This is a genomic window from Marinobacter litoralis, from assembly GCF_003336705.1.
Taxonomy (GTDB): Bacteria; Pseudomonadota; Gammaproteobacteria; order Pseudomonadales; family Oleiphilaceae; genus Marinobacter; species Marinobacter litoralis.
Window position 1 is genome coordinate 182,889 of sequence record NZ_QMDL01000002.1, and the last position, 23,913, is coordinate 206,801.

Annotated in this window: 20 protein-coding genes; 12 read left to right on the plus strand and 8 right to left on the minus strand. The window is 51.5% G+C overall.

Annotated elements, in window-relative coordinates; translation table 11 throughout:
- Positions 1–8: 8 nt before the first annotated feature.
- The 4 genes from DOQ08_RS06295 to cysQ all read right to left on the minus strand — a co-directional run bounded on the left by DOQ08_RS06295 (position 9) and on the right by cysQ (position 4,544).
- Complete coding sequence (locus DOQ08_RS06295) at positions 9–1,490, minus strand: capsule assembly Wzi family protein (RefSeq protein WP_114334068.1); 1,482 nt, start codon at positions 1,488–1,490, stop codon at positions 9–11.
- A gap of 17 nt (positions 1,491–1,507) precedes the next feature.
- Complete coding sequence (locus tag DOQ08_RS06300; RefSeq protein ID WP_114334069.1) at positions 1,508–2,827, minus strand: undecaprenyl-phosphate glucose phosphotransferase; 1,320 nt, start codon at positions 2,825–2,827, stop codon at positions 1,508–1,510.
- A gap of 455 nt (positions 2,828–3,282) precedes the next feature.
- On the minus strand, positions 3,283–3,762 hold the full coding sequence (rfaH, locus tag DOQ08_RS06305) for a transcription/translation regulatory transformer protein RfaH (protein ID WP_114334070.1): 480 nt from the start codon (positions 3,760–3,762) through the stop codon (positions 3,283–3,285).
- 14 nt (positions 3,763–3,776) lie between these two features.
- The gene (gene cysQ / locus DOQ08_RS06310; protein ID WP_114334071.1) at positions 3,777–4,544 is read right to left on the minus strand and encodes a 3'(2'),5'-bisphosphate nucleotidase CysQ; all 768 of its coding nucleotides are present in this window, start codon (positions 4,542–4,544) and stop codon (positions 3,777–3,779) included.
- Positions 4,545–4,657: 113 nt separating this feature from the next.
- Between cysQ and DOQ08_RS16225 the strand changes: the two genes are divergently transcribed.
- The gene (locus DOQ08_RS16225) at positions 4,658–4,759 is read left to right on the plus strand and encodes a c-type cytochrome (RefSeq protein ID WP_406565346.1); all 102 of its coding nucleotides are present in this window, start codon (positions 4,658–4,660) and stop codon (positions 4,757–4,759) included.
- Between the two features lie 78 nt (positions 4,760–4,837).
- Here DOQ08_RS16225 and DOQ08_RS06320 read toward each other — a convergent pair whose 3' ends face one another.
- A complete protein-coding gene (locus DOQ08_RS06320; RefSeq protein WP_114334072.1) occupies positions 4,838–6,742 on the minus strand; it encodes a hypothetical protein in 1,905 nt (634 codons plus the stop codon).
- 151 nt (positions 6,743–6,893) lie between these two features.
- Between DOQ08_RS06320 and DOQ08_RS06325 the strand changes: the two genes are divergently transcribed.
- The 3 genes from DOQ08_RS06325 to DOQ08_RS06335 all read left to right on the plus strand — a co-directional run bounded on the left by DOQ08_RS06325 (position 6,894) and on the right by DOQ08_RS06335 (position 10,208).
- Positions 6,894–9,092, plus strand: a complete 2,199-nt coding sequence (locus DOQ08_RS06325) for a mechanosensitive ion channel family protein (RefSeq protein ID WP_114334073.1) — start codon at positions 6,894–6,896, stop codon at positions 9,090–9,092.
- 98 nt (positions 9,093–9,190) lie between these two features.
- Complete coding sequence (locus tag DOQ08_RS06330) at positions 9,191–9,577, plus strand: glutaredoxin family protein (RefSeq protein ID WP_114334702.1); 387 nt, start codon at positions 9,191–9,193, stop codon at positions 9,575–9,577.
- Positions 9,578–9,737: 160 nt separating this feature from the next.
- Entirely contained in the window at positions 9,738–10,208 is a 471-nt protein-coding gene (locus DOQ08_RS06335) for a pilin (RefSeq protein ID WP_114334703.1), read from the plus strand.
- A gap of 13 nt (positions 10,209–10,221) precedes the next feature.
- Here the strand turns inward: DOQ08_RS06335 and DOQ08_RS06340 are convergent, their stop codons facing one another.
- From DOQ08_RS06340 to DOQ08_RS06350, 3 genes are all read right to left on the minus strand, one after another.
- The gene (locus DOQ08_RS06340; protein WP_114334074.1) at positions 10,222–11,892 is read right to left on the minus strand and encodes an O-antigen ligase family protein; all 1,671 of its coding nucleotides are present in this window, start codon (positions 11,890–11,892) and stop codon (positions 10,222–10,224) included.
- The gene (locus DOQ08_RS06345; RefSeq protein WP_114334075.1) at positions 11,892–13,937 is read right to left on the minus strand and encodes a sulfatase-like hydrolase/transferase; all 2,046 of its coding nucleotides are present in this window, start codon (positions 13,935–13,937) and stop codon (positions 11,892–11,894) included. Before DOQ08_RS06345 ends, DOQ08_RS06340 begins: the two co-directional genes overlap by 1 nt.
- Positions 13,938–14,072: 135 nt before the next feature.
- Positions 14,073–14,507: a pilin gene (locus DOQ08_RS06350; protein ID WP_319921909.1), complete on the minus strand. Its 435-nt coding sequence runs from the start codon at positions 14,505–14,507 to the stop codon at positions 14,073–14,075.
- A 395-nt stretch (positions 14,508–14,902) separates the two neighbouring features.
- Here DOQ08_RS06350 and pilB point away from each other — a divergent pair, with 395 nt between their 5' ends.
- From pilB to yacG, 8 genes are all read left to right on the plus strand, one after another.
- The gene (pilB, locus tag DOQ08_RS06355; protein WP_114334076.1) at positions 14,903–16,615 is read left to right on the plus strand and encodes a type IV-A pilus assembly ATPase PilB; all 1,713 of its coding nucleotides are present in this window, start codon (positions 14,903–14,905) and stop codon (positions 16,613–16,615) included.
- 2 nt (positions 16,616–16,617) lie between these two features.
- Complete coding sequence (locus DOQ08_RS06360; protein ID WP_114334077.1) at positions 16,618–17,838, plus strand: type II secretion system F family protein; 1,221 nt, start codon at positions 16,618–16,620, stop codon at positions 17,836–17,838.
- Between the two features lie 122 nt (positions 17,839–17,960).
- Complete coding sequence (locus DOQ08_RS06365; RefSeq protein WP_114334078.1) at positions 17,961–18,836, plus strand: prepilin peptidase; 876 nt, start codon at positions 17,961–17,963, stop codon at positions 18,834–18,836.
- A gap of 9 nt (positions 18,837–18,845) precedes the next feature.
- Complete coding sequence (gene coaE / locus DOQ08_RS06370) at positions 18,846–19,445, plus strand: dephospho-CoA kinase (RefSeq protein WP_114334079.1); 600 nt, start codon at positions 18,846–18,848, stop codon at positions 19,443–19,445.
- A complete protein-coding gene (locus DOQ08_RS06375) occupies positions 19,432–20,529 on the plus strand; it encodes a hypothetical protein (RefSeq protein WP_227537533.1) in 1,098 nt (365 codons plus the stop codon). The genes coaE and DOQ08_RS06375 overlap by 14 nt, the downstream gene beginning before the upstream one ends.
- Before the next feature lies 1 nt (position 20,530).
- The gene (tsaA, locus tag DOQ08_RS06380; protein WP_114334080.1) at positions 20,531–21,280 is read left to right on the plus strand and encodes a tRNA (N6-threonylcarbamoyladenosine(37)-N6)-methyltransferase TrmO; all 750 of its coding nucleotides are present in this window, start codon (positions 20,531–20,533) and stop codon (positions 21,278–21,280) included.
- Between the two features lie 43 nt (positions 21,281–21,323).
- Positions 21,324–23,678 carry a response regulator gene (locus DOQ08_RS06385; protein WP_114334081.1) on the plus strand — a complete coding sequence of 785 codons (2,355 nt, stop codon included), beginning with the start codon at positions 21,324–21,326 and terminating at the stop codon, positions 23,676–23,678.
- A 38-nt stretch (positions 23,679–23,716) separates the two neighbouring features.
- Positions 23,717–23,905, plus strand: a complete 189-nt coding sequence (yacG, locus tag DOQ08_RS06390; RefSeq protein WP_114334082.1) for a DNA gyrase inhibitor YacG — start codon at positions 23,717–23,719, stop codon at positions 23,903–23,905.
- Positions 23,906–23,913: the final 8 nt, after the last annotated feature.

Below are 23,913 nucleotides of genomic sequence, written 5' to 3' on the forward strand. Positions count from 1 at the left end.
GCGAATGTTTAGAATCTATAGGTCCAGCTTGCGCTGGCTGCCCACTGGTCTTGCTCCCCGCCAATGAGCTTGATCTTTTTATCAGTTGCCTGAAGGTTGAGGTCTAGCCAACCTTTTAACACTTCGGTGCCGTAGCCTGCCTTCAAAATTGCCACTTTTTGGGCGCCATCCGGGGCGAAGTAAAAGATATCATGGTCGGGTTGATTAACCCGATTTCCGTCATCACCGTTAAGATCCGCATGGGTTAACGACAGGGATACGTTGCTGCCGCCAGAAAGGAAATGAAAGAAACCTAATGTAAGGGTTTCAGAGTCACCATCGAAGCTTGAGCCCATATTTCGCCCAAGATACTGGTACCCCGTTCGATAACGCCCATGAGAGTATGCGTAATTCGGAATAGCGTCGCCGACGAGATCGTCCGCCATTGTGTTCGTATATTCAAAAAACCACTGCTGGTCTTCATCCAAGAGCTGGCTGGTCCAATCCACCCCAAGCAGCCAAGACTTCCGCGACGGCAGGTAGCCGGCCTCATCCTCTCCGAGCATTTCCATATACACACTCATGGATTGCTCACCAACCGGAAAACCATAGCGTATATCGATTGCGCCGAGCTGGTTACCAGGGTCGGAGCCATCGTAAGAGTTGTCGTTTCCAACAAAGGCATCCCGAAAGGTAGAAAACCCACCCGGGAAGCCATCACCCCCAAACATGATAGCTCGCGTAAAACCAAGATCCAGGCCCGGCAACGGTCGCACGTTAAACCTCATTTCTACCAGACGGACGTTTGGAACAACTCGCTCATCTTCCATTTCACCCGCCAAGACCGTGAAATTCCAAGGCCCTATCCAGTTGAGCCATTTTGATTCGGGGGCCGACGTATTCTTGCGGTTCATCCAAACCGCCGGAATGGGTCGGGCGTTTGTGGACAGCACCATCGCAGACTGCCAGCCGGGGCCCCACCAGCGCTCTATAGCGCCAGCGCCAACCACCCAATTTCCGAGCGTGGCAGCTAGATATGAGCCATCGGCCCGAAACGTTTCATCATCCGAAGCATTAGCCACAGCAACGGGCTTTAGCCCTATGGCCAGATAATCACCTTGCCACTGCAAATTAACTGACAACTCACCTTTGTCACGTGGCTGATTCGAGAACCCCTGAACTGAGGACGTTTCTGTTCTGCCGGCCAATCTCACCTCAAATCGTGCGCCTTCGCTACCCAGCTGTTTTTGCTCAAAACTTAGGTATGCTGCTTGCGCACCGATAGAGCTGGCGTCATTTGCTATCGAATTACCTATGCCGCTGTCGACATCTGCCCACATAACCGGCCAAGTCGTTACACCCCGCTGGTAATGCCCACGATCTGAAAGTTTCTGAAGTGAATGCCTAGCTCTTGCATCACCTGGCTCTAGCCAAGGCGCTGCCGCAACAATGGGTGACGATAAAAGTGCGATTGCAGTAAAAATTGCTCGACTATGAATGAATCCAGCCATTCCGTGACTCCACCGACTCAATAGATGTTTTTTGAAAGCAACGTGAAGGGCGTTTTTATGAGGATCTTGAGATCAAGCCACAAGCTCCAGTGATTAATATATTCCAGATCAAACTCTACGCGCTTTTGCATTTTTTCAAGGGTTTCTGTCTCGCCACGATACCCGCTGATCTGCGCAAGGCCGGTAATGCCGGGCTTGATGCGATGGCGAGCCATATAAGCGAGAATCTTATCGGCGTAATAATCATTGTGCGCAACTGCATGAGGTCTAGGGCCCACCAGCGACATATCCCCCCGCAATACGTTAATTAATTGGGGGAGCTCATCTAGCGAGCTTCTTCGTAAAAACCGCCCTACAGGCGTCACCCTAGGGTCCCGTTTCTGGGCCTGCTGCACATTGGTGTCCTGATGCACTTTCATCGAGCGAAATTTGAGAACTTCAATAATGTTCCCATTCCACCCATGCCGGTTTTGCCGGAACAAAATTGGGCCGGGCGATGAAAGCTTTACGGCCAGAGCACAGGTGAAAAATACTGGCCCAAGTAACACGAGGCCTACGGCAGCAAGAGACCGATCTATGACCTCTTTCATCAACGCACCACCCGGGTAGGAAGTCAGCGGGCTTTCATTGAGATGTACCGCCGGCATGTTGCCCAAATCGTGAACACTGTGATTCAACAACTTCAGGTTCGCAAAGTCCGGCACCCAAATAACATCGACATTCGCATCAAGTAGATCAACGTATAGCCCTTCAATTTGATCAGTTTCTCGTGCAGGTAACGCTATGTAAACGCGACGGACGTTGTTGGCCTTCAGTATTGCCCTAAGCTGACTAACTTGCCCCAGAATCGGGAAGTAAGCGGGGTTGTCCGCCCCCTGGTCATCTTCTTCATCATCAAGAACAACCAACCCCTGCATATCTTCCCTGCGCTCATACCGAAGCTTGCTGGCGAGATTTTGCGCAAGCTGCCCACCTCCGATGATAATTGAGGCTCCGGATGCGCCGAGCTTACCTTCCAGTTGCAGGGCAAATTTATGGAGAGGTAAGTATACCAACGCTTGAAACGCCCCCCCCCAAGCCAGCCACTGCAATATCACGCCTCGCGAGAAGATTTCGGTTGTTTTTGTAACGAAAGCGATGAAAAGCAGCGCTGCTGCCAATGCCCCCCATGCGGCTAGCAATCGCGCCAAACCAACCAAGTAACCTGTTCGCGCGGTAAAGGGCCTAAAGCTTGCGTAAATCGGAACCGACAGCACAGACGACAAAACAGCTAACACGCGGTAGGCCGACGAGACATCGTCCGTTTTATCCCACGCAAGCACGAGCAAGACGGTCATGTGAATGGCCGTTGTTGCTAGCCACTGTACCCAAAATAGGTATTTAGCAGACCCGCTTGCAGCAGGCGCCACTGGAGATTCATACCTGGCCCGTAAGCGTGCCGGAAGCTGGCTCGAAGAACTGAAGTTAACTCTAGATAGATCGTTCATTTATTAAGCACGCTACCGCCCCACCGACCAGGGCCCAGTGTTTTAAGGTCATAGAATAAACTTCTGATAAACAGGGAAAAGCCAAGAAGGGAAGGCCCTAACGTGATCCCTGTCAGGTTTCTGAAAAAATTACTATTCCGAAGCGGTGAGGGATTCTACTAGAAGCTGCGTGACAAACAAGTGACAATTACTTTTGCATGCAAATAATCAATGAGTTACCAACGTAAACTTTTGTAAAAGGCCCAATATGGGGTCAGCCCCCCATACATTTGATAGCTCTAAATGCACCCAGACCTACGTTTAGCTTAAGACCGAATTGCCGACACCGGCACACTCACCCGCTGTTGCTTCTGCATAAAGTTGATCAGTACAATCGCGCGCTCTTCGCCATCGTAAGCTTGGAAAATAGCCGCTAGGCCTTTGAATGGGCCGTCGTCTAACTCTACTGCCTGGCCCGCTTTGATACCGCCCTGCTCTGCCACTTTGCCCATACTAGCCTTGATGTGCTCGATCACCTCATCCGTAATGGGCGCTGGTTTATTAGCAAAACTGACAATGCGCAGCACTCCCCTCGTAGAACGCAATTTCGCCCACATAGGGTCGGTTTGCTCAAGGTTCACGAAGATATAACCCGGAAACAGCGGTTCTAAACGCTTAGACCGCTTACCCGCTTTAATCTTCTCCACCTCAACCTTGGGGTAGAAACAGGCAATCTCCTGATTCTGCAAATGTTGAACCGCCCGGTCACCCTGTGCCGGTTTGTGCTGAAGCGCGTACCAAGTCATAAAGACATTAACCTTTAAAAGTACCAGTTGCCTGCCGCGATGAAGTGCGGGTTGAGGATGTCTTCTTTGCCGTACTGCAGTGGGGTGTTGTGCAGTGTTTGCACTTTTCCGCCTGCGGCTGAGAGTACGGCGTGGGCGGCGGCGGTGTCCCACTCGCAGGTTAGGCCCATACGGGGGTAGATGTCGGCGTGGCCTTCGGCGATTCGGCAGAATTTCAGGGAGCTGCCGGCTTGGAGGGTTTCATGATCGCCCAGGGTTTCGATAAAGGCGCGGGTGTCGTCGTTTAGGTGGTTTTTGCTGGCGACCACCCGTTTGACGTCTTTTGGCTCGGCCACGTGAATTCTATGCGTTCGCCCGGTGCGATCACGCTTGTATGCACCTTCGCCTTTGAGCCCCCAAAACGCTTCTTTTAACGCTGGAGCTGTAACCACGCCCATGACTGGCTCACCATTTTCAATTAAGGCGATGTTTACGGTGAATTCGCCGGTGCGCTGGGTGAAATCTTTGGTGCCGTCGATGGGGTCGATCAACCAAAACCGCCGCCACTGCTTTCGCTCTTCCCACGGCACCTGCTCGCCCTCTTCCGAGAGAACGGGGATATCGCGGCTGATACTGCATAGCCCCTTCACAATAATCTCATGGCTCGCCATATCCGCCGCGGTGATGGGCGAGTGATCCTCTTTATACTGCACTTTGAAATCGGATTGGTAGATGTGGAGCACTCGCTCGCTGGCTTCATCCGCCACTTTTATCACATCCGGTAGTATTGAACTGTAATGCATGATCACTCGCTCCCTGCTTGGCTGAGGCCCATGTTACCAAACTTTGCTAAGCCAGACCCCAGTGCATTTTCTGTGCGGGGTGTCAGGGCCAGAATGCTCAGGGTTTTCAGAATATGCCAAGATTGGCGGGGCAGCCTGCGGAGCATCTGGGGATTGCGACGGTGTTGTCTGACGAAGATATTGAGTCGCTTGCCGCCTATTTGACGACACAGTAAAGCGCGCAATGATTGAAACACGGCACAATCATTGCGCAGCCCACCCGAATGAGCGCCTAGCCTTCCCTAGAGCTCATCTTAGTCTGCCTCACCTTCCCAACGACTAATCTTCTCCCGCTCCGTATCAGCCGGCATCTCAGACTCTATCGCCCGCTGCTGCGGAGACGTCAAACCCTGAGCTGCCAAATCCCCGGTGCGACGAGCCTCTTGCTCCTGGCGTATATAGTCTAGCCGCTGCGCTTTATCCGCCTGCTTATCGCTCTGGATTTCGTCATCTCTGCGACGGAACTCATCCTCCAAATCGCCCATAACGCCATTCATAAAACCATCGCAGGGGCTCATCGACAAAACGTAGCGCGGCTGTTCCAGATTGTATTGACCAGACACCGCAAAGGTGGAACTGACGAACTCGGCAGCCAACGCAAAATAGGTCGCATCAAAGGTAAATACGTCCTGCTCGCTGGACGCACTGTGCCGATCTGCCCCGCGGTAGTGTGTCGCGCGCATGACGGTGCCTTCGCAGTGGAAATCAAACACTTTGGAGCGGAAGAAAATTTCAGCCCAGAACATATGGCAGATTCTGTCCAGCGTCCGGCCAAAGCCCATCAGTAGAAGCGAAGCAAGCAGCATAGCAACGGTACCGCCTGCGGGAATCAACAGTTGGTTGAGCAACAATTCAACGTTCGCACGCTGAGCGATCAGCTGGTCCCACGCGTTCATGTGGAACAGCACATTCTCGGCACCTTGCCAAAAAAGCACAGCACCGATCAACATGAGAATCTGTGCCGTCACCGTACCTGCAATCCGCGCGTACCGCATGGCCGCAGACTCAGAAACCTCTTCAACCACAGGCTGAATTTCAGTAATTAAATCACCGTTAAACTGTTCGTTATCACGGTTTGCCTGCCCTGTATCGTTGGTATCCTGATACATACGGTTAGGCAATTCCTGCTCTCGGCGCTGCATCAGCACCAGGTCTCTCAGGGTTGTGAAAATTTGTCGTGGGTGCAGATCGAACCGCCAGCTGCTGTTTTTCTCTGAGCTGCTGGTTTTGATTTCCACCATGCGGATGCGTGCACGAATCAACACCACCGCCACGGCAGCAACCACCGCCGCGCAGACAATGGTCAGCGTTAACAGCGTTCCTGTTCTGAAGATGGGCTCAAGAACCGGCAGCAATTCAACAAAAGCAGCCCTATCCCGGGAGCCCACATTCGCCCATATCGCGAGCCAGCCCTGTGCCATCAACACCGGAACAACGATGGTACCCACAACCACGAGGGCTAGCCCCCCACTGGAATAACTATGCAGTTTAGTCATGTTCTCACGCGCCAGCGGGTTGCCCAGCTTCACCCAGACAAGGCCGAGATACACCAGCAACACGACCTGAAACGCCAACGTAATCACCGCACCTCCGGCTTCACCACCCTCTGAACCCGCAAATACCATCATGATAACCAGAGACGCCACTAAAAATGCGCCTAATGCTATGAGGCTTCTTGTTATTTTCATGACCAGCGTTTGCGCCGCATTCCGAATAGGCCACGGGGTAACAATCAAGCCCGGGAAAAGCGAATGCACGGCACGCGCAAACCAACCCTGAGGCTCTGTGAACGTAGGGTTGCTTTTGCTCATCAACATGTTGTGGATCGTTTGAGCCGTATAAAGCGAAGGCTCTTTTTCCTGAACGGCTTCCCTCGCGACATTCTTCGCCAGAGAAGCCGGCGCCGCCCGACCCACGAAAAAGCGCATTACCTGAAAGAGCCCGATACCCAGCGCTTTGAAACCACCAATGACAAACACACTGCCAATGGCCAAGCTGAGCCACGCATGAGTTTTATCGATAGAGAGCAACGGTTGAATCTGCAACAAGAGGTACACGCCGATTGCCGTTAACACCAAGCCCCGGATAGACCGCACTAACCCCTCAAACCGGAACGGGTTCCGGATATTGAGTTTCTGGGTACCGTATTCGAACGCCATGCATCAGTTCCTTAACGAATTTTTCTGGTTTTTAAGACCGTGAAAGTTTATCGCAAAGCCAGGAAGATGGGGGAGCGAATCATGCAGTGTGGTACGGTAATACGCAAAAATAGCCGAATTCATTATTTCCTGATTCTGAAGAGGTAAAAGCTTGAGACGTTCCGCTGCCTTATTTGGGCTGTTTTTACTGTTTTTTTGCGCTTCGGCCCAGGCAAATCCTTTTTCTCTGCCCGGCATTCCGGGGTTTTCCGGGCAGGGAGAGAAGGAAGAGGCCTCACCAAAAGAGCTTGAAGCCTCTTTGGATGTGACCATTGAGGCTCTGGAGAACGACGAACAACGTGCGGAGCTGGTGCAGCAACTCAAAACCATTCAGGAAGGGCTGAAAGCCAAATCTGTGGCAGACAGAAGCGAGACCTCCGCAAACGAAGGTTTGCTGGGCGCGCTTGCTGTCTTGTTCGATGAGGACCATAGCACCGACGATACCCCACCAAGCTACCTTTCCATTTGGAAAACGCATTTTCAGAATGCGTACATCGCGGCCCGTACCTTACTGAACAGCGCATCCGTTCGCGTGCTGGCAGAAACCGCTGCGGGGCTGGCCGCTTGGCTTGCAGTGTTGTGGGGACTGACCCGTCTTTTCAGAGTGTTTTTTATCTGGCGAGACTGGCCCCTGCAAATGCCACGCAACCCAAAGCCTTGGCTTCTGGCGGTGCATTTTATCCGGCGTATTCTGCCTTGGCTGCTAACCTTTATCGCGCTATTAGCCGGGCTACCAACATTCGGTATGTCTGAAGCGGCACAAACCACGGTGCGAATACTGGCATACACGGGCCTTAGCGCCCGCATATTAACCTCGTTATTCGACGTGATGATTTCCGTGTTCTCCAACGGCCACCGGCTACCTGCCGTGATGATACTTCGCAGACGCATGTTGTTGCCGTTGTTTATCATAGGCGCACTTTTCGCCCTTGAAGATGCCTTAAGCACCTCCGAACTGACGACAAAACTTGGTTCCGAACTGGCCAGTGCACTGGCGCTCGTTTTCAGTGTGGTTGCGGCGCTAATGAGTTTCTACCTGATTGTTCGCAACCGGCGCCCTGTGACCCACCTCATTCGTAACCGCCCCTACAACCAGCGCAAAAACGAAGGCGTGTCGCGGGAAGTGATTGCGCTCTTGGCACGGCTTTGGCACATCCCCTTACTGGTCGCGATCAGCGCCTCAGTGATAGCGGTGTTCATTAATGGCGGCGAAGCCGATGCCGCTCTGGGTAAAGCCATGATTTGCGCTCTGCTTCTGGCACTTACGCTTGCCCTGCAAGGCCTACTTGGCATCCAGCAAAACCGCCCCAAACACCGCTCTCTAAGTACCTTCAGCCGCAGACTGGTGCGCTTCGGGTATAACCTGATTCAAGCGGCAGCCTGGTTCGTATTTTTCGAACTGACCCTGCAAATCTGGGGTTTGTCGCTATTCGGTCTCGCGGGCAAACCGCCGATCAGCAAAAACATTACCGGCAGCCTACTAGGCGTCGCCATTGTTCTACTGATCGCGAAACTAACGTGGATTTTTATCGACGAACTGCTGGAACGCGCCTTGGGCGTGGGCGACCGCAAAAAACGCATCAACGCCGCCCGGGCACAAACCATTCTGCCCATCGCGCGCAACACTCTGCTGATCACCCTTCTGATCATCGCTACATTGGTGAGCCTGTCTACCCTAGGTGTAGACGTGACACCCCTTCTGGCCGGTGCCGGTATTATCGGCCTTGCTGTGGGCTTTGGCGCGCAAACCCTGGTGCAGGATTTGATCACCGGTCTGTTCATTGTGGTGGAAGACTCCATGTCGGTGGGAGACTTCGTGCAGATCAACGGTTTTATGGGCACGGTGGAAGGCTTCAACCTGCGCACCGTGCGCCTGCGGGACCTTGAAGGCGTGGTGCATCACATTACGTTCAGCAAGATCAGCTCCATTCACAACATGTCGCGCCAGTTCGGCATCGCATTGCTGAAAATCCGCATCCCGCGAGAACTGCCCATCGACGACGCCATCCTCCTCATGAACGAAACCGCCGACGACCTGCGCCTGCAACCCGACATGCGCTGGCTGATCTGGTCGCCTTTGGAAATGCAGGGCATTCATGCCTTCGAAGAAGGCTGCCCGGTTCTGCGGATGCGCATGCGTACCAAGCCCGAGTACCAGTGGGATGTATCCCGCGCGTTCAACTTACTGCTGAAGCGGAAAATGGAAGAACGCTACATCGACGTGGCTGCGCCGCGGATCAGTGTGCAAATGGAAGGCGAAGGCGGCAGCGGCTCCGCATACCTGGAGCGCCGCGGGCAAAGCGAGGTTTGATCGTGAACGGGTCAGCCCCCAATTTATTCTACGGCCATGATATCCTTGCCGCCCTATTTCCATTAGTTACGCTCATTTCAAACAGTTTAGGTTCTATTATGCGAATGATTATCCGGGCTTTTTTCCGCCTGCTCCGCTTGGCACTGACACCGTTCATGTTGCTTTCAGAGAAACTCAGTACGCCTAAGGCCATCGAACGCTCGCCTGAGCGGCAGGCTGAAGTTGATAAAGCCACCGAAAGCCTGGCGCTCTATGAGTTCCGTGCTTGCCCGTTTTGCATCAAGGTTCGGAAGGAGATGGCTCGGTTAGGGCTGAAGATTGAGCGGCGGGATGCGCAGCGTGATTCGGGGCATCGGGAAGCACTTTTGAAGGGTGGTGGGGCGATTAAGGTGCCTTGTTTGTTGATTAGGGATGAGCAGGGTGAAGAGCGGTGGCTGTATGAGTCTGGGGATATTAATGATTGGCTGGGGAGGGAGTTTAGCTGAGGTAGGACTCGCCTCTGCCGATAGGGGGCAGATACTGCCCTTTATTGGTTACAGAAAATACCGTCAAACCAAATAGAGGACCCGCAAACAGAGCACTCGTAGATTCGGGCACGATTCCTGCTTTGTTCTATCTATACTAATTCATCTTACGGAACAAAGAATGAAGCAGCCAAGTTACGCCGATGGTTTTACACTCATAGAACTCATGATCGCTATGGCTATTGTGGGTATCCTAGCAGCATTTGCCGTGCCGGCGTATCAAGACTATGTTGTCAAGGCAAAGCTGACAGAACCGTTCGTTATCCTATCCGGAAAAAAAGCTGCAATTTTAGACCACTTCAGCTCGAAAGGTATTATGCCTGCCGCGAACTCCCCTCTCGTAAACACGCTTTACGCAGAACTTTCAAATTCGACGGTGGTTCTTAAAACGTTACCCGCTTCAACTTCTGGCGACAACTCAAAACTCAACGTGGGGTTTGAGGTAAAAAATCTAGGGGCATCGACAGGAAGCCCCTCAAAAAATACGGTCGCCTTTCAATATCAAGGGTCAGAAACAGGAATCAAAATAGCTTGCACTGCGTCGATAGGCACTACGTTAGAATCCAAATATTTACCGCCTGCCTGCCGTTAAGCGACCAAGGCAATTATAATTCCGGCGGCCCCAACTCGATCAACTTCTTCTTTGCTCGAGCTGGGGCACTATTAACAGCTTTCTCATACATGTTGAGAGAGGCTTCTTTATATCCTTCCTGCAGAAGCATTTCAGACTCAATTAGCATAAAACGATATTTGTCCGCGCTATAGGTTTGAAGCCATCGCAATAGGCGAAGCATTTCATTTTGGTCAACTTGCTGCCACGGCTCTAACCAATTAGCAACAAGAATCGTATTATAGGGAACTGCTAGGACAACTTGAGAGCGCCAATCGTTTGGAGCTGGCACGCTCCCTCTAAAAATAGTCGTTACATTTACGATCTGGACCACCACAGCAACAATAATTGCAGCCACACCATACAACCAGCCCGACGCCAAGCTCTTCGACTGAGCGGTGGTAGCACTTATTCTATAAAAATTGCAAAAACATGCAGCTAATAGCGGTAAAAGTAGCAGAACCCCCCATGAATGATAGAAGTTACCATCTACAAGACTGAGAACAAGGTAGGATAGAAGAATTAAGCCACTAAAAAACAGAAGATCGTTAGGCTTTGATCTGTCTTTTATCCGAAACTGCATATATATCACTCGAAGGGTTAACGCCCACAAACCGCCAACTAGAACTACAGCTGCCAGAGCACCCCATGCGGACAATGCTTGGAAAAACCAAGAATGCGGATGAACAGTTTCATCGTAACGGTTAGGTAAATAACGATAATTATCAACACCATGCCCAAACAACCACTGCTGCCATGTCATATTATCTACAACTGAAAACCAAATACTCAGTCGACCACTAGAGACAGCATCTACAGTGTCAGCCACCTCCCTGCCGTGATTAAAAGACAACCCCATGCCAGGATGGTTGACCGAAAACAACTCTGAAATAGCAGCGGCAGCACTTGTAACGATCAAAACCTGCAGCAATAGTTTAAAAAAACTTCCCCTATGGGCCGTCGTGGCCACAAAAAGCAAGCCCACTAACAAAGCGATTAATGCTGCGCCAACCGAAGCTCTACCACCGGCCCAAAAAAGAGCCGCTAGCAGTACAGTCATCGACACAATCCCAAAGCATTTGGCAATACGCTCAGCGGAAACAGCGAAATAAAAAGCCGAAATCGCCGCAGGCAAAATAAGAAACGCAAAGTGCCGGATATGCAAAAACGGATAAGCGCCCCAAAACCAGTTAAAGTCGGCTGGGTTTTCCATTTGTATCCAACGAAAAGCAAAGAAAGAAATCGCCAATAGACCCGCGACACAGATTCCAAGCAAAACACCCTCGAGAGAAAGCCGCCCCCTTGCGTATACATCCACCAAGGCTACCAACACAAGAAAATGAGCAATCCACTCAATCTGCCCAATAATAGCTGCGCCCCAATTGTGCGCAGCGAAAAAAACTCCCGCAGTCCCTGTAACAAGCAACAACACTCCACAAAGACGAATCGCCATTGATGCGCCGACTAGAAGAGCTTGTGGCTTATTAACCAACCACAATATCAGACCGGAGACCTCCAATAGCATAACAAGCGCACGCGCCGAGTGAATATTAGGAGGCCCCATAAGATATTGGCCAAAGAGGGATATCGTCACAACTCCCACGACAAGCAATACCGATAAAATCAAGGTCCAGCTCCACTCAATTGGTCTTGAATCAAACGCCATTACTGAAACACCCCTGAGCACAACCCATTCTTATCAAACGGCTCATCATTCTTGTAGTAATTACAAAGATCAATCATCAGATCTAATACTTCGTTCGGCTTATCTCCACCATATCGGCTAGATGGCCACCACTTTCCCTCTTTCCGATCCACAATCAGAAAATCCTGCTCCAAACCTGGGTAAAGAGCTACGATATGCTGCTTATCGATTACGGCCCTTTGCTTAAGGGCTAGCAAGTGCTTTACCTCGTCTCTTACCACCACACTTCCATCTTCTGACACCGTATAATAGCCAAGCCCTTCAGAAACTACTTTGACCATATCCAGGTCTTCCTCAAACATCGCACCAGTAGCAATACTGCTTTCGACAAAAATCTTTCGATTTTCACAATCCTCACATCGCTCCAGATCGAATAAAGAACGCCCTTCGAAGTCAAATCCAGCATCGGAAATATTTAATGCATTAGTTATTGTTGGAGCTATGTCGAGAAGCGATGCAACCGTGTGCACACGGTTTCCCTCTTTATAATCGGTACGTCGTGACAACCGTCTATCTTGGTATCCCAGAACAACGTGATATTGTTTTTCATCTAAAACACTGGTGCCATGTCCGTGAGCGGCTGTAGGAAATTCAATATCGGAGTTTCCGGATATCAGTTTGTCAGACTCCAACATAAAACCTTCCCCATGGTCAGATACCAGAAAGACAAGTGAGTTATCTAAAACTCCATGACGCTCAAGACCATGCATAATATCAGCAAACTGTGCATCTACTTTTTTAAGCATCAACTGGTATGCGTAATGATAGTGGCGATCCTGAGAATACGGAATACTATCATCACGCTCAAACTCACGATATAGAAACGGCCAATGCGGCAAAGTTAGATGCAATGCTAGAAATAATGGTTTATCGGGACGCGTAGCTACTGCATCTATAACTTCTCGCGTGAACGTTTCCGGCATATAGGTCCCATACACTCCCCGGTTCGAATATATCATCGGAAAAAGCCATTTCCCCAATGGAGTATTTGACACTAGAGCCACCAACGGCAATTCGGCCGCATGAGACAAAACAAAATCGGCCGCACCAAAATCTGGACCAACAGTTTCATCAAAACCATAACGCTCGTCGATATTATTAAACCGTCTTTCATCCATCCCATAGATTGTATGGTACCCCCCTTCTCGAAGGAGATTCTGCAGCTCGGAACCCACAATCTGATCTGACTCAAACGGCTGTAAATTGTATCTAACACTCGTTGTTTTTGGTGACTTCCCACTCAACATGGAGAACCAGGCAGTATAGGTTCTAGCAATGGGAGTAAAAGCCTCCTCAAAATAAACTCCCGAAGATAGAAACTCATCAATTTTAGGTGTGAGATTTAGTGCGTTTCCATTGAGCCCCAGATGGTCAGGTCTGAGAGCATCAATACCAATAATAACAACATTAGGATGGTCGTAACTTCTACCTTTATTATTAGCACCGCCTATAGAAGAGGACTCGGAATCAATCCCTTGAAAAGCAAGTGCAGACAGAGACGCTAAAGTAAAAAAAGCCGCGCCCGCAGTCTTCCAAAGGCGACTTCGAAGCAAACTAAAAAGCCCAAAAAACACCAAAACAACACAAAAACCGCTAAGAGCCACAGCCACTTTCCAGCTTGACAACGGAGAATGCTTCAGAAACCCCGAAAGGATTCGTGGAAAATAGATGGACACCCAAACGAGCACACCAACTACAAACAATGTAAACACAAAAACCAATGAAGAATTGAAAATATCACGCTCGGCAGCAAAAGAGGAAAAAGGAAAAAAAGCTAAGGCAACGAGAAACGCAAAGATAAAATGAAGAACCAACAAAGATATGATAAATGCCATAAAATCCAGCATGGCACCAGGACTACTAAAGAAGTCTCCGAACAGATCGGAGGCGAATCCAGCCTGTTCAGCGGCGTAACTCCAGGACATAAAAAACTGCCATAGAAGAAAGACAAGCAAAAAAACAAACGTTAACGCCAAGGAGTGAATCAAAACTCGTCTAAACAACATCTAGATCTCGCTATACATAATGGCATACGAACCATCTTCTGACTTTTATTGTCTAATTTATCTCAATAAGGATAGTTGACACACATACATGAAAAAGGGGCCAACAGGCCCCTTTCACACGCTAAAAACTGCTAATCACTTACAGCCTGCCGGCAGGAACTTATCATCAACACCATTGCTTGACCCTTTCTGACAAGTAAAGGCCCCAGTGCCTGTATTGAAAACCAGCTCTACAGTTTTGCCCTGCAGATTTTTGTTTACGCCAGAATTACTGAACGTCGCGGTATAAGTACCGCTAGATGCAGAAATAGAGGAAACATATTTACCGGAACTAGTAAAAGTACCGAGCTCTGCAATACCGGGCGCAGAACCATTGGTCTGATAATAATCTACAATCGGAGTTTTCAAACCACCCAACAGGTTTACCGCTTCAGATGCCTGGGCACGCGCAGTATAATCCTGATAAGCAGGAATCGCCACAGCCGCCAAAATACCAATGATCGCAACAACGATCATCAATTCAATCAGAGTAAAACCCTGCTGGCCTTTGTTCATTTGAATCTTTTGCATAATTCGACCTCTATGTCGTCTTTTGGTTCTTAGTAGCTCCGGGGCGGTGGAGCATTACCCCGTGACCGCTTTGAGCTTGGTGTAAGTTAAGCATCGCCCGTGCCAAATGCAAGATAACATAAAAAAACAACGCCCACTCAATCAGTTAAAGCAAGTGCGTGACTTAGATCACACAACTAACTGAGTACAACTTTAGTCGCGAAACGGCCATGAGTGACATTTTTCGTCACCAAACCTCTGCACGCTGCTTGGTCAATCTGAATACGACCTCACAGAACCATAATGAGAAGTGGGACCTTAGACCCTACAACCTTTCCAAATTCAACCACTACATCTAAACTCTGTGCTCATAGAGACGTGATTCAGCCACTTACAAGACTTTTCTCAGAGCACTTATGGCGAGCAACAACCGAAACGTAACGCTAACGGGCTTGGCCCGTCGATTTGTCGATGACGGGCTTTTGGACGAGGACATCGCGAAAGATGCCTTCATCCAGGCATCCGAAAACCGCATCCCATTGATCACCTACCTCACGCAGAACGATCTAGCTGATAGCTCCAAACTAGCATTTTCCGCCGCTATGGAGTTCGGCATCTCTGTTCTCGACCTCGATTCGTTCCTGCCGGAAATGATGCCGGAGAAGTCCGTAGACGAGAAGCTGATCCGTAAGCACAACGCGCTTCCCCTCTACAAAAGGGGCAATCGGCTGTTCATTGCGGTTTCTGACCCGACAAATATCCAAGCTTTGGATGAGATCAAATTCAATACAGGCCTTAGCACCGACGCTGTCCTAGTTGACGATGCAAAGCTTCGATCAGCAATAGACAAATACCTTGAGTCCCAAGACTCAACGATGGGAGATCTTGACGATGCCGACCTCGAAGGCGTAGAAACCGAAGGCGGGGACGGAGATGATGACGATGGCGCATCCACCACTGAAGTTGACGATGCTCCTATCGTAAAGTACGTCAACAAAATGCTTCTCGACGCTATTCGTGGTGGTGCCTCGGATATTCACTTCGAACCATACGAAAAAACTTATCGGGTTCGCTATCGGACGGACGGCATTTTGAAAGAGGTTTCTCGGCCTTCCATAAAGCTCGCACCTAAAATTTCTGCTCGCGTGAAAATTATGGCGCAGCTGGATATTTCCGAGCGCCGAGTACCTCAAGATGGCCGGATCAAGATGAAGCTGTCTAAAACCAAGGCTATCGACTTCCGGGTAAACACCTTGCCGACGCTCTGGGGCGAGAAAATTGTATTGCGGATTCTTGACCCGAGTCAGGCAAAACTCGGCATCGATGTTCTTGGCTACGAAGAGGACCAAAAGCAACTTTACCTGGAAGCTCTCGAACAGCCACAAGGGATGATTCTCGTCACCGGTCCGACAGGTTCCGGCAAAACGGTTTCGCTCTATACAGGCTTGAACATTCTCAACACCAACGAGCGCAACATCTCGACCGCGGAAGACCCGGCCGAGATCAACTTGGAAGGTATTAACCAAGTAAACGTAAACACGAAAGTCGGCCTCGGTTTTGCCGAAGCTCTGCGCGCCTTCTTGCGGCAAGACCCAGACGTAATAATGGTCGGTGAGATACGGGACTTGGAAACGGCCAACATTGCGATAAAAGCCTCTCAAACAGGCCACTTGGTTTTATCAACCCTGCACACCAATAGCGCTGCGGAAACTCTGACCCGAATGATGAACATGGGCGTTCCCGCCTTCAACATTGCGACCTCCGTAAGCCTGATCATTGCCCAGCGCCTCGGCAGGCGTCTGTGCAGCTGCAAACAGGCCGCGGACGTACCAAAAGACGTGCTTTTAGCCGAAGGGTTCACACAGGAACAAATTGATACAGGGTTCACGTTGTTCCGCCCCAAGGGCTGTGATAAATGCAGTGGTGGGTACAAAGGCCGCGTTGGTATTTACGAGGTGGTCAAGATTACAGACGAGTTGGCCAGCATGATTATGGAAGAGGCCAGTTCGATTCAAATAGCGAAAAAAGCGCAGGCCGAGGGCTTCCGTACTCTTAGGCAGTCTGCCCTGATGAAGGTAATTCAGGGCGTGACCAGCCTTGAAGAAGCCAACCGCGTGACGAAGGATTAAGCATGGCAGAAAAATCGCAAAAGCTGGAAGCGTACGTTTGGGAAGGCAAAGACAGAAAGGGCAATAAAACGAAGGGCGAGATGAACGGCGTTAGTCTGGCTTTAGTTAAAGCACAGCTTCGCAAACAAGGCGTTATTCCTGACAAGGTTAAGAAGAAACCGAAGCCGCTGTTTGGCGGTAGTAAAAAGATTACCGCTTTCGACATCGCCATGCTGACTCGCCAGTTAGCAACCATGATGAAAGCGGGTGTGCCCTTGGTGCAGAGTTTTGACATTGTAGCTGACGGTCTCGAGAACAAAGGGTTACAAGAGCTAGTCATGTCGATACGGAATGATATTTCATCCGGTACTGGCTTTGCCGCTGCATTGCGAAAACACCCCAAGCATTTCGACAATCTCTACTGCAACTTAGTGGAGTCGGGCGAACAGGCAGGTGCTTTGGAGGCTATGCTAGACAGGATTGCAACCTACCTGGAAAAAACAGAACTGCTCAAGAAAAAAGTCAAAAAAGCCATGACATACCCCATAGCGGTTATTGTCGTAGCGATCGTGGTAACAGCAATCCTGCTTGTGAAGGTAGTTCCTCAGTTTGAAAGTTTATTCCAAGGCTTTGGCGCTGAACTGCCCGTATTTACTCAGATGGTCGTCAGGCTTTCTGAATGGATGCAATCTTGGTGGTTTGTGGTGCTCATCGGGATTGTCGGAACGATCTTTTTGTTCAAGGAAGCAAAACGGAAATCGCAAAAGTTTTCCGACATAGTCGACAAATACGTCTTAAAGCTACCCATTGTTGGCGAAATTCTCGACAAGTCTGCAGTCGCGAAGTTCGGACGTGTTTTATCGACCACTTTCGCAGCGGGTGTACCTTTGGTTGATGCACTAGACTCCGTAGCCGGCGCGACAGGCAATGCTGTGTATCGCGACGCCATCATGAACATCAAAAACGATGTTTCCAGCGGCACTCAGCTACAAGCATCTATGCGCCAGCAAGACGTTTTCCCCGTGATGGCGGTTCAGCTTACTGCTATCGGTGAGGAGTCTGGTAATCTGGATGAGATGCTTGAGAAAGTTGCCGTCCATTATGAAGCCGTGGTTGATGACATGGTGGATAACCTAACTGCTCTAATGGAACCCATGATTATGGCGGTTCTCGGGGTACTGGTAGGTGGTTTGATTATCGCCATGTACCTTCCGATCTTCCAGATGGGTCAGGTTGTCGGCTAACTGAATTCGTCACTGACTGACACAACCTCCAGTCTTCTCACCCTCCCCCGCAGTGGGAGAGGGTGACTCGAAAACCCGATTCACCCTCCTTCGGGAGCGAAAAGTTCAACAACGGGCCCCCAATGCCATCACTAGAAACCTTCCTATCAACCCCCTGGCTTCTCTACACCACAGTCACCATAGTCTCCCTATGCATCGGCAGCTTCCTAAACGTAGTCATCCTGCGCCTGCCCAAAATGATGCACCAAGACTGGCGTTGCCAATGTGAAGAGTTTCTAGACGTTCCGGACGAGCAGCGCAAAAACGAAACGCTAGTAACACTTTCAAAACCAGCCTCCACCTGCCCATCCTGCGGCCACAAGATTCGTGCGTGGGAGAATATTCCTGTAATCAGCTGGCTGATCCTTGGCGGCAAATGTTCTTCCTGCAAAACCCGAATTTCACCCCGCTACCCTTTAATTGAAGCGTTTACAGCTGCCGCTTCGGTGATCACAGTTTGTTTGCTTGGCCCAACAGAAGCCGCCCTTTGGGCGTTGCTGTTAATCTGGGCGCTGGTTGCCTTAACGGTGATCGATTTTGACACTCAGCTGCTGCCAGACAGCATTACGCTACCCCTAATGTGGCTGGGTTTGGTGCTGAATTATTTCGGTGTAATCACAGATTTTGACAGCGCATTCTGGGGCGCCGTGGCGGGCTATCTATCGCTCTGGTCGGTGTACTGGCTGTTCAAACTGCTAACCGGCAAAGAAGGTATGGGCCATGGTGACTTCAAGTTGCTTGCAGCCCTTGGTGCCTGGCTAGGCTGGCAGGTGTTGCCGGCGGTGATTTTGTTGTCGTCGTTGGTTGGGGCGGTTGTGGGTATCAGCTTGATGGTGTTCCGCAAACATGGGCGGGAGGTGCCGATTCCGTTTGGGCCTTATTTGGCGGTGGCCGGGGTGATTTGTTTGTGGTTTGGGGGGGAGATTATTACGGCTTGGTATGGGTTTCTTGGGGTTTAGGAGGAAGGTTTGGCGATTGTTGGTTTAACAGGCGGTATTGGTTCCGGGAAGTCTACGGTGGTGCGGCTGTTTGGGGAGTTGGGCGTGCACTGGGTGGATGCGGATGATGTGGCTCGGGAGGTGGTTGAGCCGGGTATGCCTGCGCTGACAGCGATTGCCGAGCATTTTGGGGATGAGGTGCTGTTAGCCGATGGGGCGCTTGATCGGGCCTGGTTACGGCAAAAAGTGTTTGCAGAGCCAGCGGAGCGGGCTTGGCTTGAGGCGTTGCTCCACCCGATTATTCGCGATGAAATTATCCGCCAGCTTCAGCCTGCCAATTACACCCTACCCTACACGTTACTGGTTTCGCCCTTATTGCTGGAAACCGATCAGCACGAGCTGGCAAACAAAATCCTCGTTATTGATGTGCCGGAGTCCGTCCAGCTGGAGCGGACCATGGCTCGGGATAATAACTCCCGCGAACAGGTCGAGCGCATTATGGCCGCTCAGATGGCTCGGGAAGATCGGTGCGCCAAAGCAGACGCGATCATTGATAACAACCAGCCTTTGGTTGAGGTTGAGCGGCAGGTTGCCGAGCTGCATAATCAGTGGATGCTTGAATTCAGTTAAGGGGCTTTTTCTGCGTTACCTCCCGTTCTATGCTCTTCTTTTGCCACTGCTATTGGCCGCCTCACCGCACGCCCGCAGCGCCGGCCAGATTACCGTTGAAGAAGACTCCCTAGCGGATAAGTTCTCTCCCTACCGTTTACCCGCGTCGTTTTACACCGTGGAGCCCAGCGAATACTGGGCGGAACCGGTGGATTCCTGGTGGTTAAGTGCCAGTAACTGGGTGATTCACCAGGAACGCCTGCACGGCAGCAAGGTTCAAGGCATTGGCAACTGGGCAGACCGAACCTTATCCGGTTCTGAACACGGGCTGCCGAACAACGAAAGTTATCTTCGGTTAGGCTTTGCGGCAGAATCCGAATACAGCGATCCCGCACAATTTAAACCGGAGGTACGTTTTAGGCTTGATCTGCCCACCACAAAGAAGAAACTGCGACTGGTTATCGAAAGCGACAGCGACGAACTGGTTCCGCTGGGCGAACGTGAGCGGGATCGTCAACTGACTGAACCGGAACGCACTGATACCGACACCACCGGAGCTCTGCGGTATTTAACCGACGTGGGCGATGCCATCAACTTGTCGATGGATGTGGGTGGCAGGCTTAGGCTTCCACCCGAAATGTTCTGGCGGCTAGAGGCCGACAAGCGCTGGCTGGCCCCGGACAAATGGCGTATCGGGGTTAAGCAACGGGTTTATTACTACCACACCTCCGGCTGGGGTTCCCGCTCTTGGTTCGGCGCAGACCGGCCAGCATGGAACGGCTGGCACTTCTTCACGTCGTCGGAATTGGAATGGGTACACAGCGACCGGAAATTCGAAGCCGCGCAGCTCTTTAGTCTGCGCAAGCGCACCAGCTCCCGCTCTGTGATTTCGCCCAGAATCGGTATCCTTGGCGAAAGCCAGCCGTTATGGCAGACCACGTCGTATTTTGCGGATGTGACCTGGCGCTACCGGGTGTATGAAGACTGGCTGTTTGCCGAGCTTATTCCCGCGTTAGAATTCCCCCGTGAGGAGAGCTTTAAAGACCAGGCTTCGGTGATCTTCCGTATCGAAATGTACTTTGCCGGCACCATTGATAGAGACTGACATGACCCGACCCAGACACAAAAGCAAACCGGCAACCGAAGCCTTAACCCTTACCCCGGTCGCTTACACTCGCTCCTGTTTCAAGGATAAATTCGGCGTGCCACGCCAACCGGGGCTCACCCGCCACGCCCATGCGGATTTGGTAATTGAACCGCCGTTTGATCGGGAAGATGCCTTTCGGGGTTTAGAAACCGCCAGCCATCTGTGGCTAACGTTTCAGTTCCATGAAGCGGTGCGCGCTGAGTGGCGGCCAGTGGTGCGCCCTCCCCGTTTAGGTGGCAACAAAAAGGTCGGTGTTTTCGCCAGCCGCTCGCCGTTTCGCCCTAACAGTCTCGGGTTGTCGGTGGTTAGAAACGAGGGGCTTGAACGAAAGAACGGCCGGTTGGTTCTGAAAATTCGCGACCACGATTTGATTGATGGCACACCGATTCTCGATATCAAACCCTACCTGCCTTTTGCCGATGCCATTGCCGATGCATCTTTGGGCTGGGCCGACACGCCGCCGGTAGACCGTGTCGAAGTGGTGATCAGCCCCGCAGCCGAAACCGAACTGGCCTCATTGTCCCCCATTGACTACCCAGACCTGCGGGGCTTGATCGAAGATGTCGTCAGCTACGACCCTCGCCCTTCGTTCCGCCGGGGCCGGGATGAAGACCGTATTTACGGCGCCCATTTGTACGATCTGAACGTGCGTTTTCGCTTCGTCACCGATACCGGAAAGGTGCGTGTAGAAGTGCTGTCCATCTGCTAAACTGCCAGCCGTTAAATTGTTGTCGACACAGGGAATTCGTGACTTGCCTTCAAACCCGTTTTTAAAGCGCTGGGGCGTTCGCCCATTGGCCCTGAGGTTACTCGGGTGGGTGCTGTTGTACAGCCTTGTTTTATCGCTGGTGGCCACGGGCGTGCAGATGATCGGCGAGTTCGAACGCCAAAAATCGCGATTAGAAGCCAGCCAGAGCCGGGCGGTTGGCCTGATATCCGGTTCCTTAAGTTCAAACTTGTGGGTGCTGAACTACAGCGAAGTGGCCGCCAACCTCGACGACCTGCGCAACGTTCCTTACATCCAATACACACGCATACAAACCTCTACCGACCAAGAATTCAGTTCAGGCACTCATCCGGTCGGCCGAGCGATTTCCCAAACCTTTCCTCTGGACTTCAAAAGCAGCCATTTAAAAGAGCCCCAACGGGTGGGCCAGCTCACGGTAGTCTCTTCTGTTGAAAGTATTTACCAGGAAATTCTGGCCAGCGCCCTGATCAACCTGCTGTACCAGTCGATTATCGTGATGCTGGGCACCTTGGGCTTGCTGCTGATCGTGCGGGTAGCCCTTTCCCGGCACCTGGAAGCCATGGCCGACTACGCGGCCAAACTCAATCTCGATGCACTGGTGGCTCCGTTAGAGTTGCGCCGGAAAAAACCGGCACAGCCGGATGAGCTTTCGGAACTGGAACAAGCGCTGAACAAAATGCGCCTGCAGATTCTGGAAGACACCCGTTCCCTGCGCCAGATCTCCGTGAAAACCCGCGGTGAACGGGACGAAGCGGTGCGAGCAAATCAAGCGAAGAATCAGTTTTTGGCCAACGTCAGCCACGAACTGCGCATACCGCTGCAATCGGTACTCGGTTACGCCCACTTGCTGGCCGATACGCCGCTGGATCAGGAACAAACGGAATACGTCAGCACGCTGATTAATGCGTCTGAAAACCTGTCTTCCATCCTGAATGATTTGCTCGACATTTCCAGCATGGAAGCGGGCAAGCTGGAGCTGGAAGAAATCCCGTTCGATCTCCGCGAAACGCTGAACGATCTGGTGCACATGCTGGGCGCCAGAGCCCGTGAAAAAGGCCTGGCGATGGAAATGCGGGTGGATGAAAGCCTGCCCTGGGCGGTGGTGGGCGACCCGGTGCGTATCCGGCAGGTGTTGATTAACCTGTTGGCCAACGCCATCAAATTCACCGATTCCGGTCACGTTTTGGTGAGCGTTGAAGTACTCGGCCGCAAAGATAACAAAGTTCGTTTGCGGCTGGCTGTGGAAGACACTGGCGAGGGCATTAATCCCGACGAGCTGCCACTGGTTTACGAACCCTATATACAGCTGGGCCAACGGTTCACCCGGCAGTTGCCCGGGGCTGGTCTGGGCCTGACGATTTGCCGGCAATTGGTTGACCGGATGGGCGGCGCGCTGGATGTTGAAAGCCGTCTTGGTGAAGGCTCTACCTTCTGGGTTGAATTGAATCTGCAAGAGGTCAGCGACAGCGCAACCCGTATACGCCCTGACTCCAGCATGGTGCGTGGCCGGCGCATTCTGGTCGTGGATTCTTATGAGCTGTCGCGCAAGATTACACTGGAAATGCTGTCTCGTTTCGACTTGCAGATTGAAGCCGTTAAATCCGCAGGCGAAGCCCTCACCTCTTTGCGACAAGCTTGCGATGCCGGCGATCCGTTCCATGCCATCATTCTGGATGGGTTTGTTCCGGATATGGACTGCGACCTTCTGTGCCGGCAAATTCGCAGCAACGCACAGTGGCGTGACACCCGCCTGTTGATTTTGTCTTCGAACCCCCAGCGCGGTGATGCCGAGCATTTCCGGCAAGCTGGCGCCGATGCATTTTTAAGCAAGGCGCTGCGGGAGTCCTACTTGATCCCGCTTCTTAACCACTTGTTCAGCGATATCGAACAACAAGAGCGGCGTTTTCTCACCCGTTTCTCGCTTAAAGGTTTAACCGACGCCAGCACCTCCCGTTACGAACTGCCGTGCGGGCGCATGAACGTGCTTTTGGTTGAAGATAACCCGGTCAACCGCATTCTTACCCAACGGCTTCTTGAAAAACTGGGCTGCGAAGTCACCGCGGCCAACGATGGCGAAGCGGCCATGGCACTCTGGCAACAGCAAACCTTTGATCTGATCTTCATGGATTGCCTGATGCCTCAGATGGACGGATTCGAAGCCACAAGAAGGTTGCGAGCCTGGGAGCAGAAGAACAACCGGTTACGGGTACCGGTGGTGGCGCTCACGGCCAGCGCCATGGAAAAAGATGAAGAGCTGTGTCGTGCCGCAGGCATGGATGTGTTCGTTGCCAAGCCTGTCAACCTTGAAATGTTACGGGCAGTGCTGGAACAATACTGTCACGCACCTGCCGACAACTGACAGCCGGCAGCTCACACACACAGCCCGGATTGATTCCCATGAACGTTGAATGCCCCACATGCAAAAAGCCCGTTGAATGGTCTGAAGCCAACTCATGGCGGCCGTTTTGCTCCGAGCGTTGTAAACTGATCGATCTTGGGGCCTGGGCAAATGAAGAATACCGCGTGCCCGCTGAAAACGTATCACCTGAAGACCTGGATCAGGGCCACGACGGCCAGCTTCACTGACTCCCGCC

Bases quoted from the DNA above. Each gene is read 5' to 3' on its own strand.
- DOQ08_RS06320 (WP_114334072.1), bottom strand. From the start codon at position 6,742: ATGGCGTTCGAATACGGTACCCAGAAACTCAATATCCGGAACCCGTTC.
- DOQ08_RS06345 (WP_114334075.1), bottom strand. From the start codon at position 13,937: ATGTTGTTTAGACGAGTTTTGATTCACTCCTTGGCGTTAACGTTTGTT.
- DOQ08_RS06360 (WP_114334077.1), top strand. From the start codon at position 16,618: ATGGCAGAAAAATCGCAAAAGCTGGAAGCGTACGTTTGGGAAGGCAAA.
- DOQ08_RS06295 (WP_114334068.1), bottom strand. From the start codon at position 1,490: ATGGCTGGATTCATTCATAGTCGAGCAATTTTTACTGCAATCGCACTT.
- DOQ08_RS06300 (WP_114334069.1), bottom strand. From the start codon at position 2,827: ATGACCGTCTTGCTCGTGCTTGCGTGGGATAAAACGGACGATGTCTCG.
- DOQ08_RS06330 (WP_114334702.1), top strand. From the start codon at position 9,191: ATGCGAATGATTATCCGGGCTTTTTTCCGCCTGCTCCGCTTGGCACTG.
- rfaH (WP_114334070.1), bottom strand. From the start codon at position 3,762: ATGACTTGGTACGCGCTTCAGCACAAACCGGCACAGGGTGACCGGGCG.
- DOQ08_RS06350 (WP_319921909.1), bottom strand. From the start codon at position 14,507: ATGCAAAAGATTCAAATGAACAAAGGCCAGCAGGGTTTTACTCTGATT.
- yacG (WP_114334082.1), top strand. From the start codon at position 23,717: ATGAACGTTGAATGCCCCACATGCAAAAAGCCCGTTGAATGGTCTGAA.
- pilB (WP_114334076.1), top strand. From the start codon at position 14,903: ATGGCGAGCAACAACCGAAACGTAACGCTAACGGGCTTGGCCCGTCGA.
- tsaA (WP_114334080.1), top strand. From the start codon at position 20,531: ATGACCCGACCCAGACACAAAAGCAAACCGGCAACCGAAGCCTTAACC.
- DOQ08_RS16225 (WP_406565346.1), top strand. From the start codon at position 4,658: ATGCCAAGATTGGCGGGGCAGCCTGCGGAGCATCTGGGGATTGCGACG.
- cysQ (WP_114334071.1), bottom strand. From the start codon at position 4,544: ATGCATTACAGTTCAATACTACCGGATGTGATAAAAGTGGCGGATGAA.
- DOQ08_RS06340 (WP_114334074.1), bottom strand. From the start codon at position 11,892: ATGGCGTTTGATTCAAGACCAATTGAGTGGAGCTGGACCTTGATTTTA.
- DOQ08_RS06335 (WP_114334703.1), top strand. From the start codon at position 9,738: ATGAAGCAGCCAAGTTACGCCGATGGTTTTACACTCATAGAACTCATG.
- DOQ08_RS06365 (WP_114334078.1), top strand. From the start codon at position 17,961: ATGCCATCACTAGAAACCTTCCTATCAACCCCCTGGCTTCTCTACACC.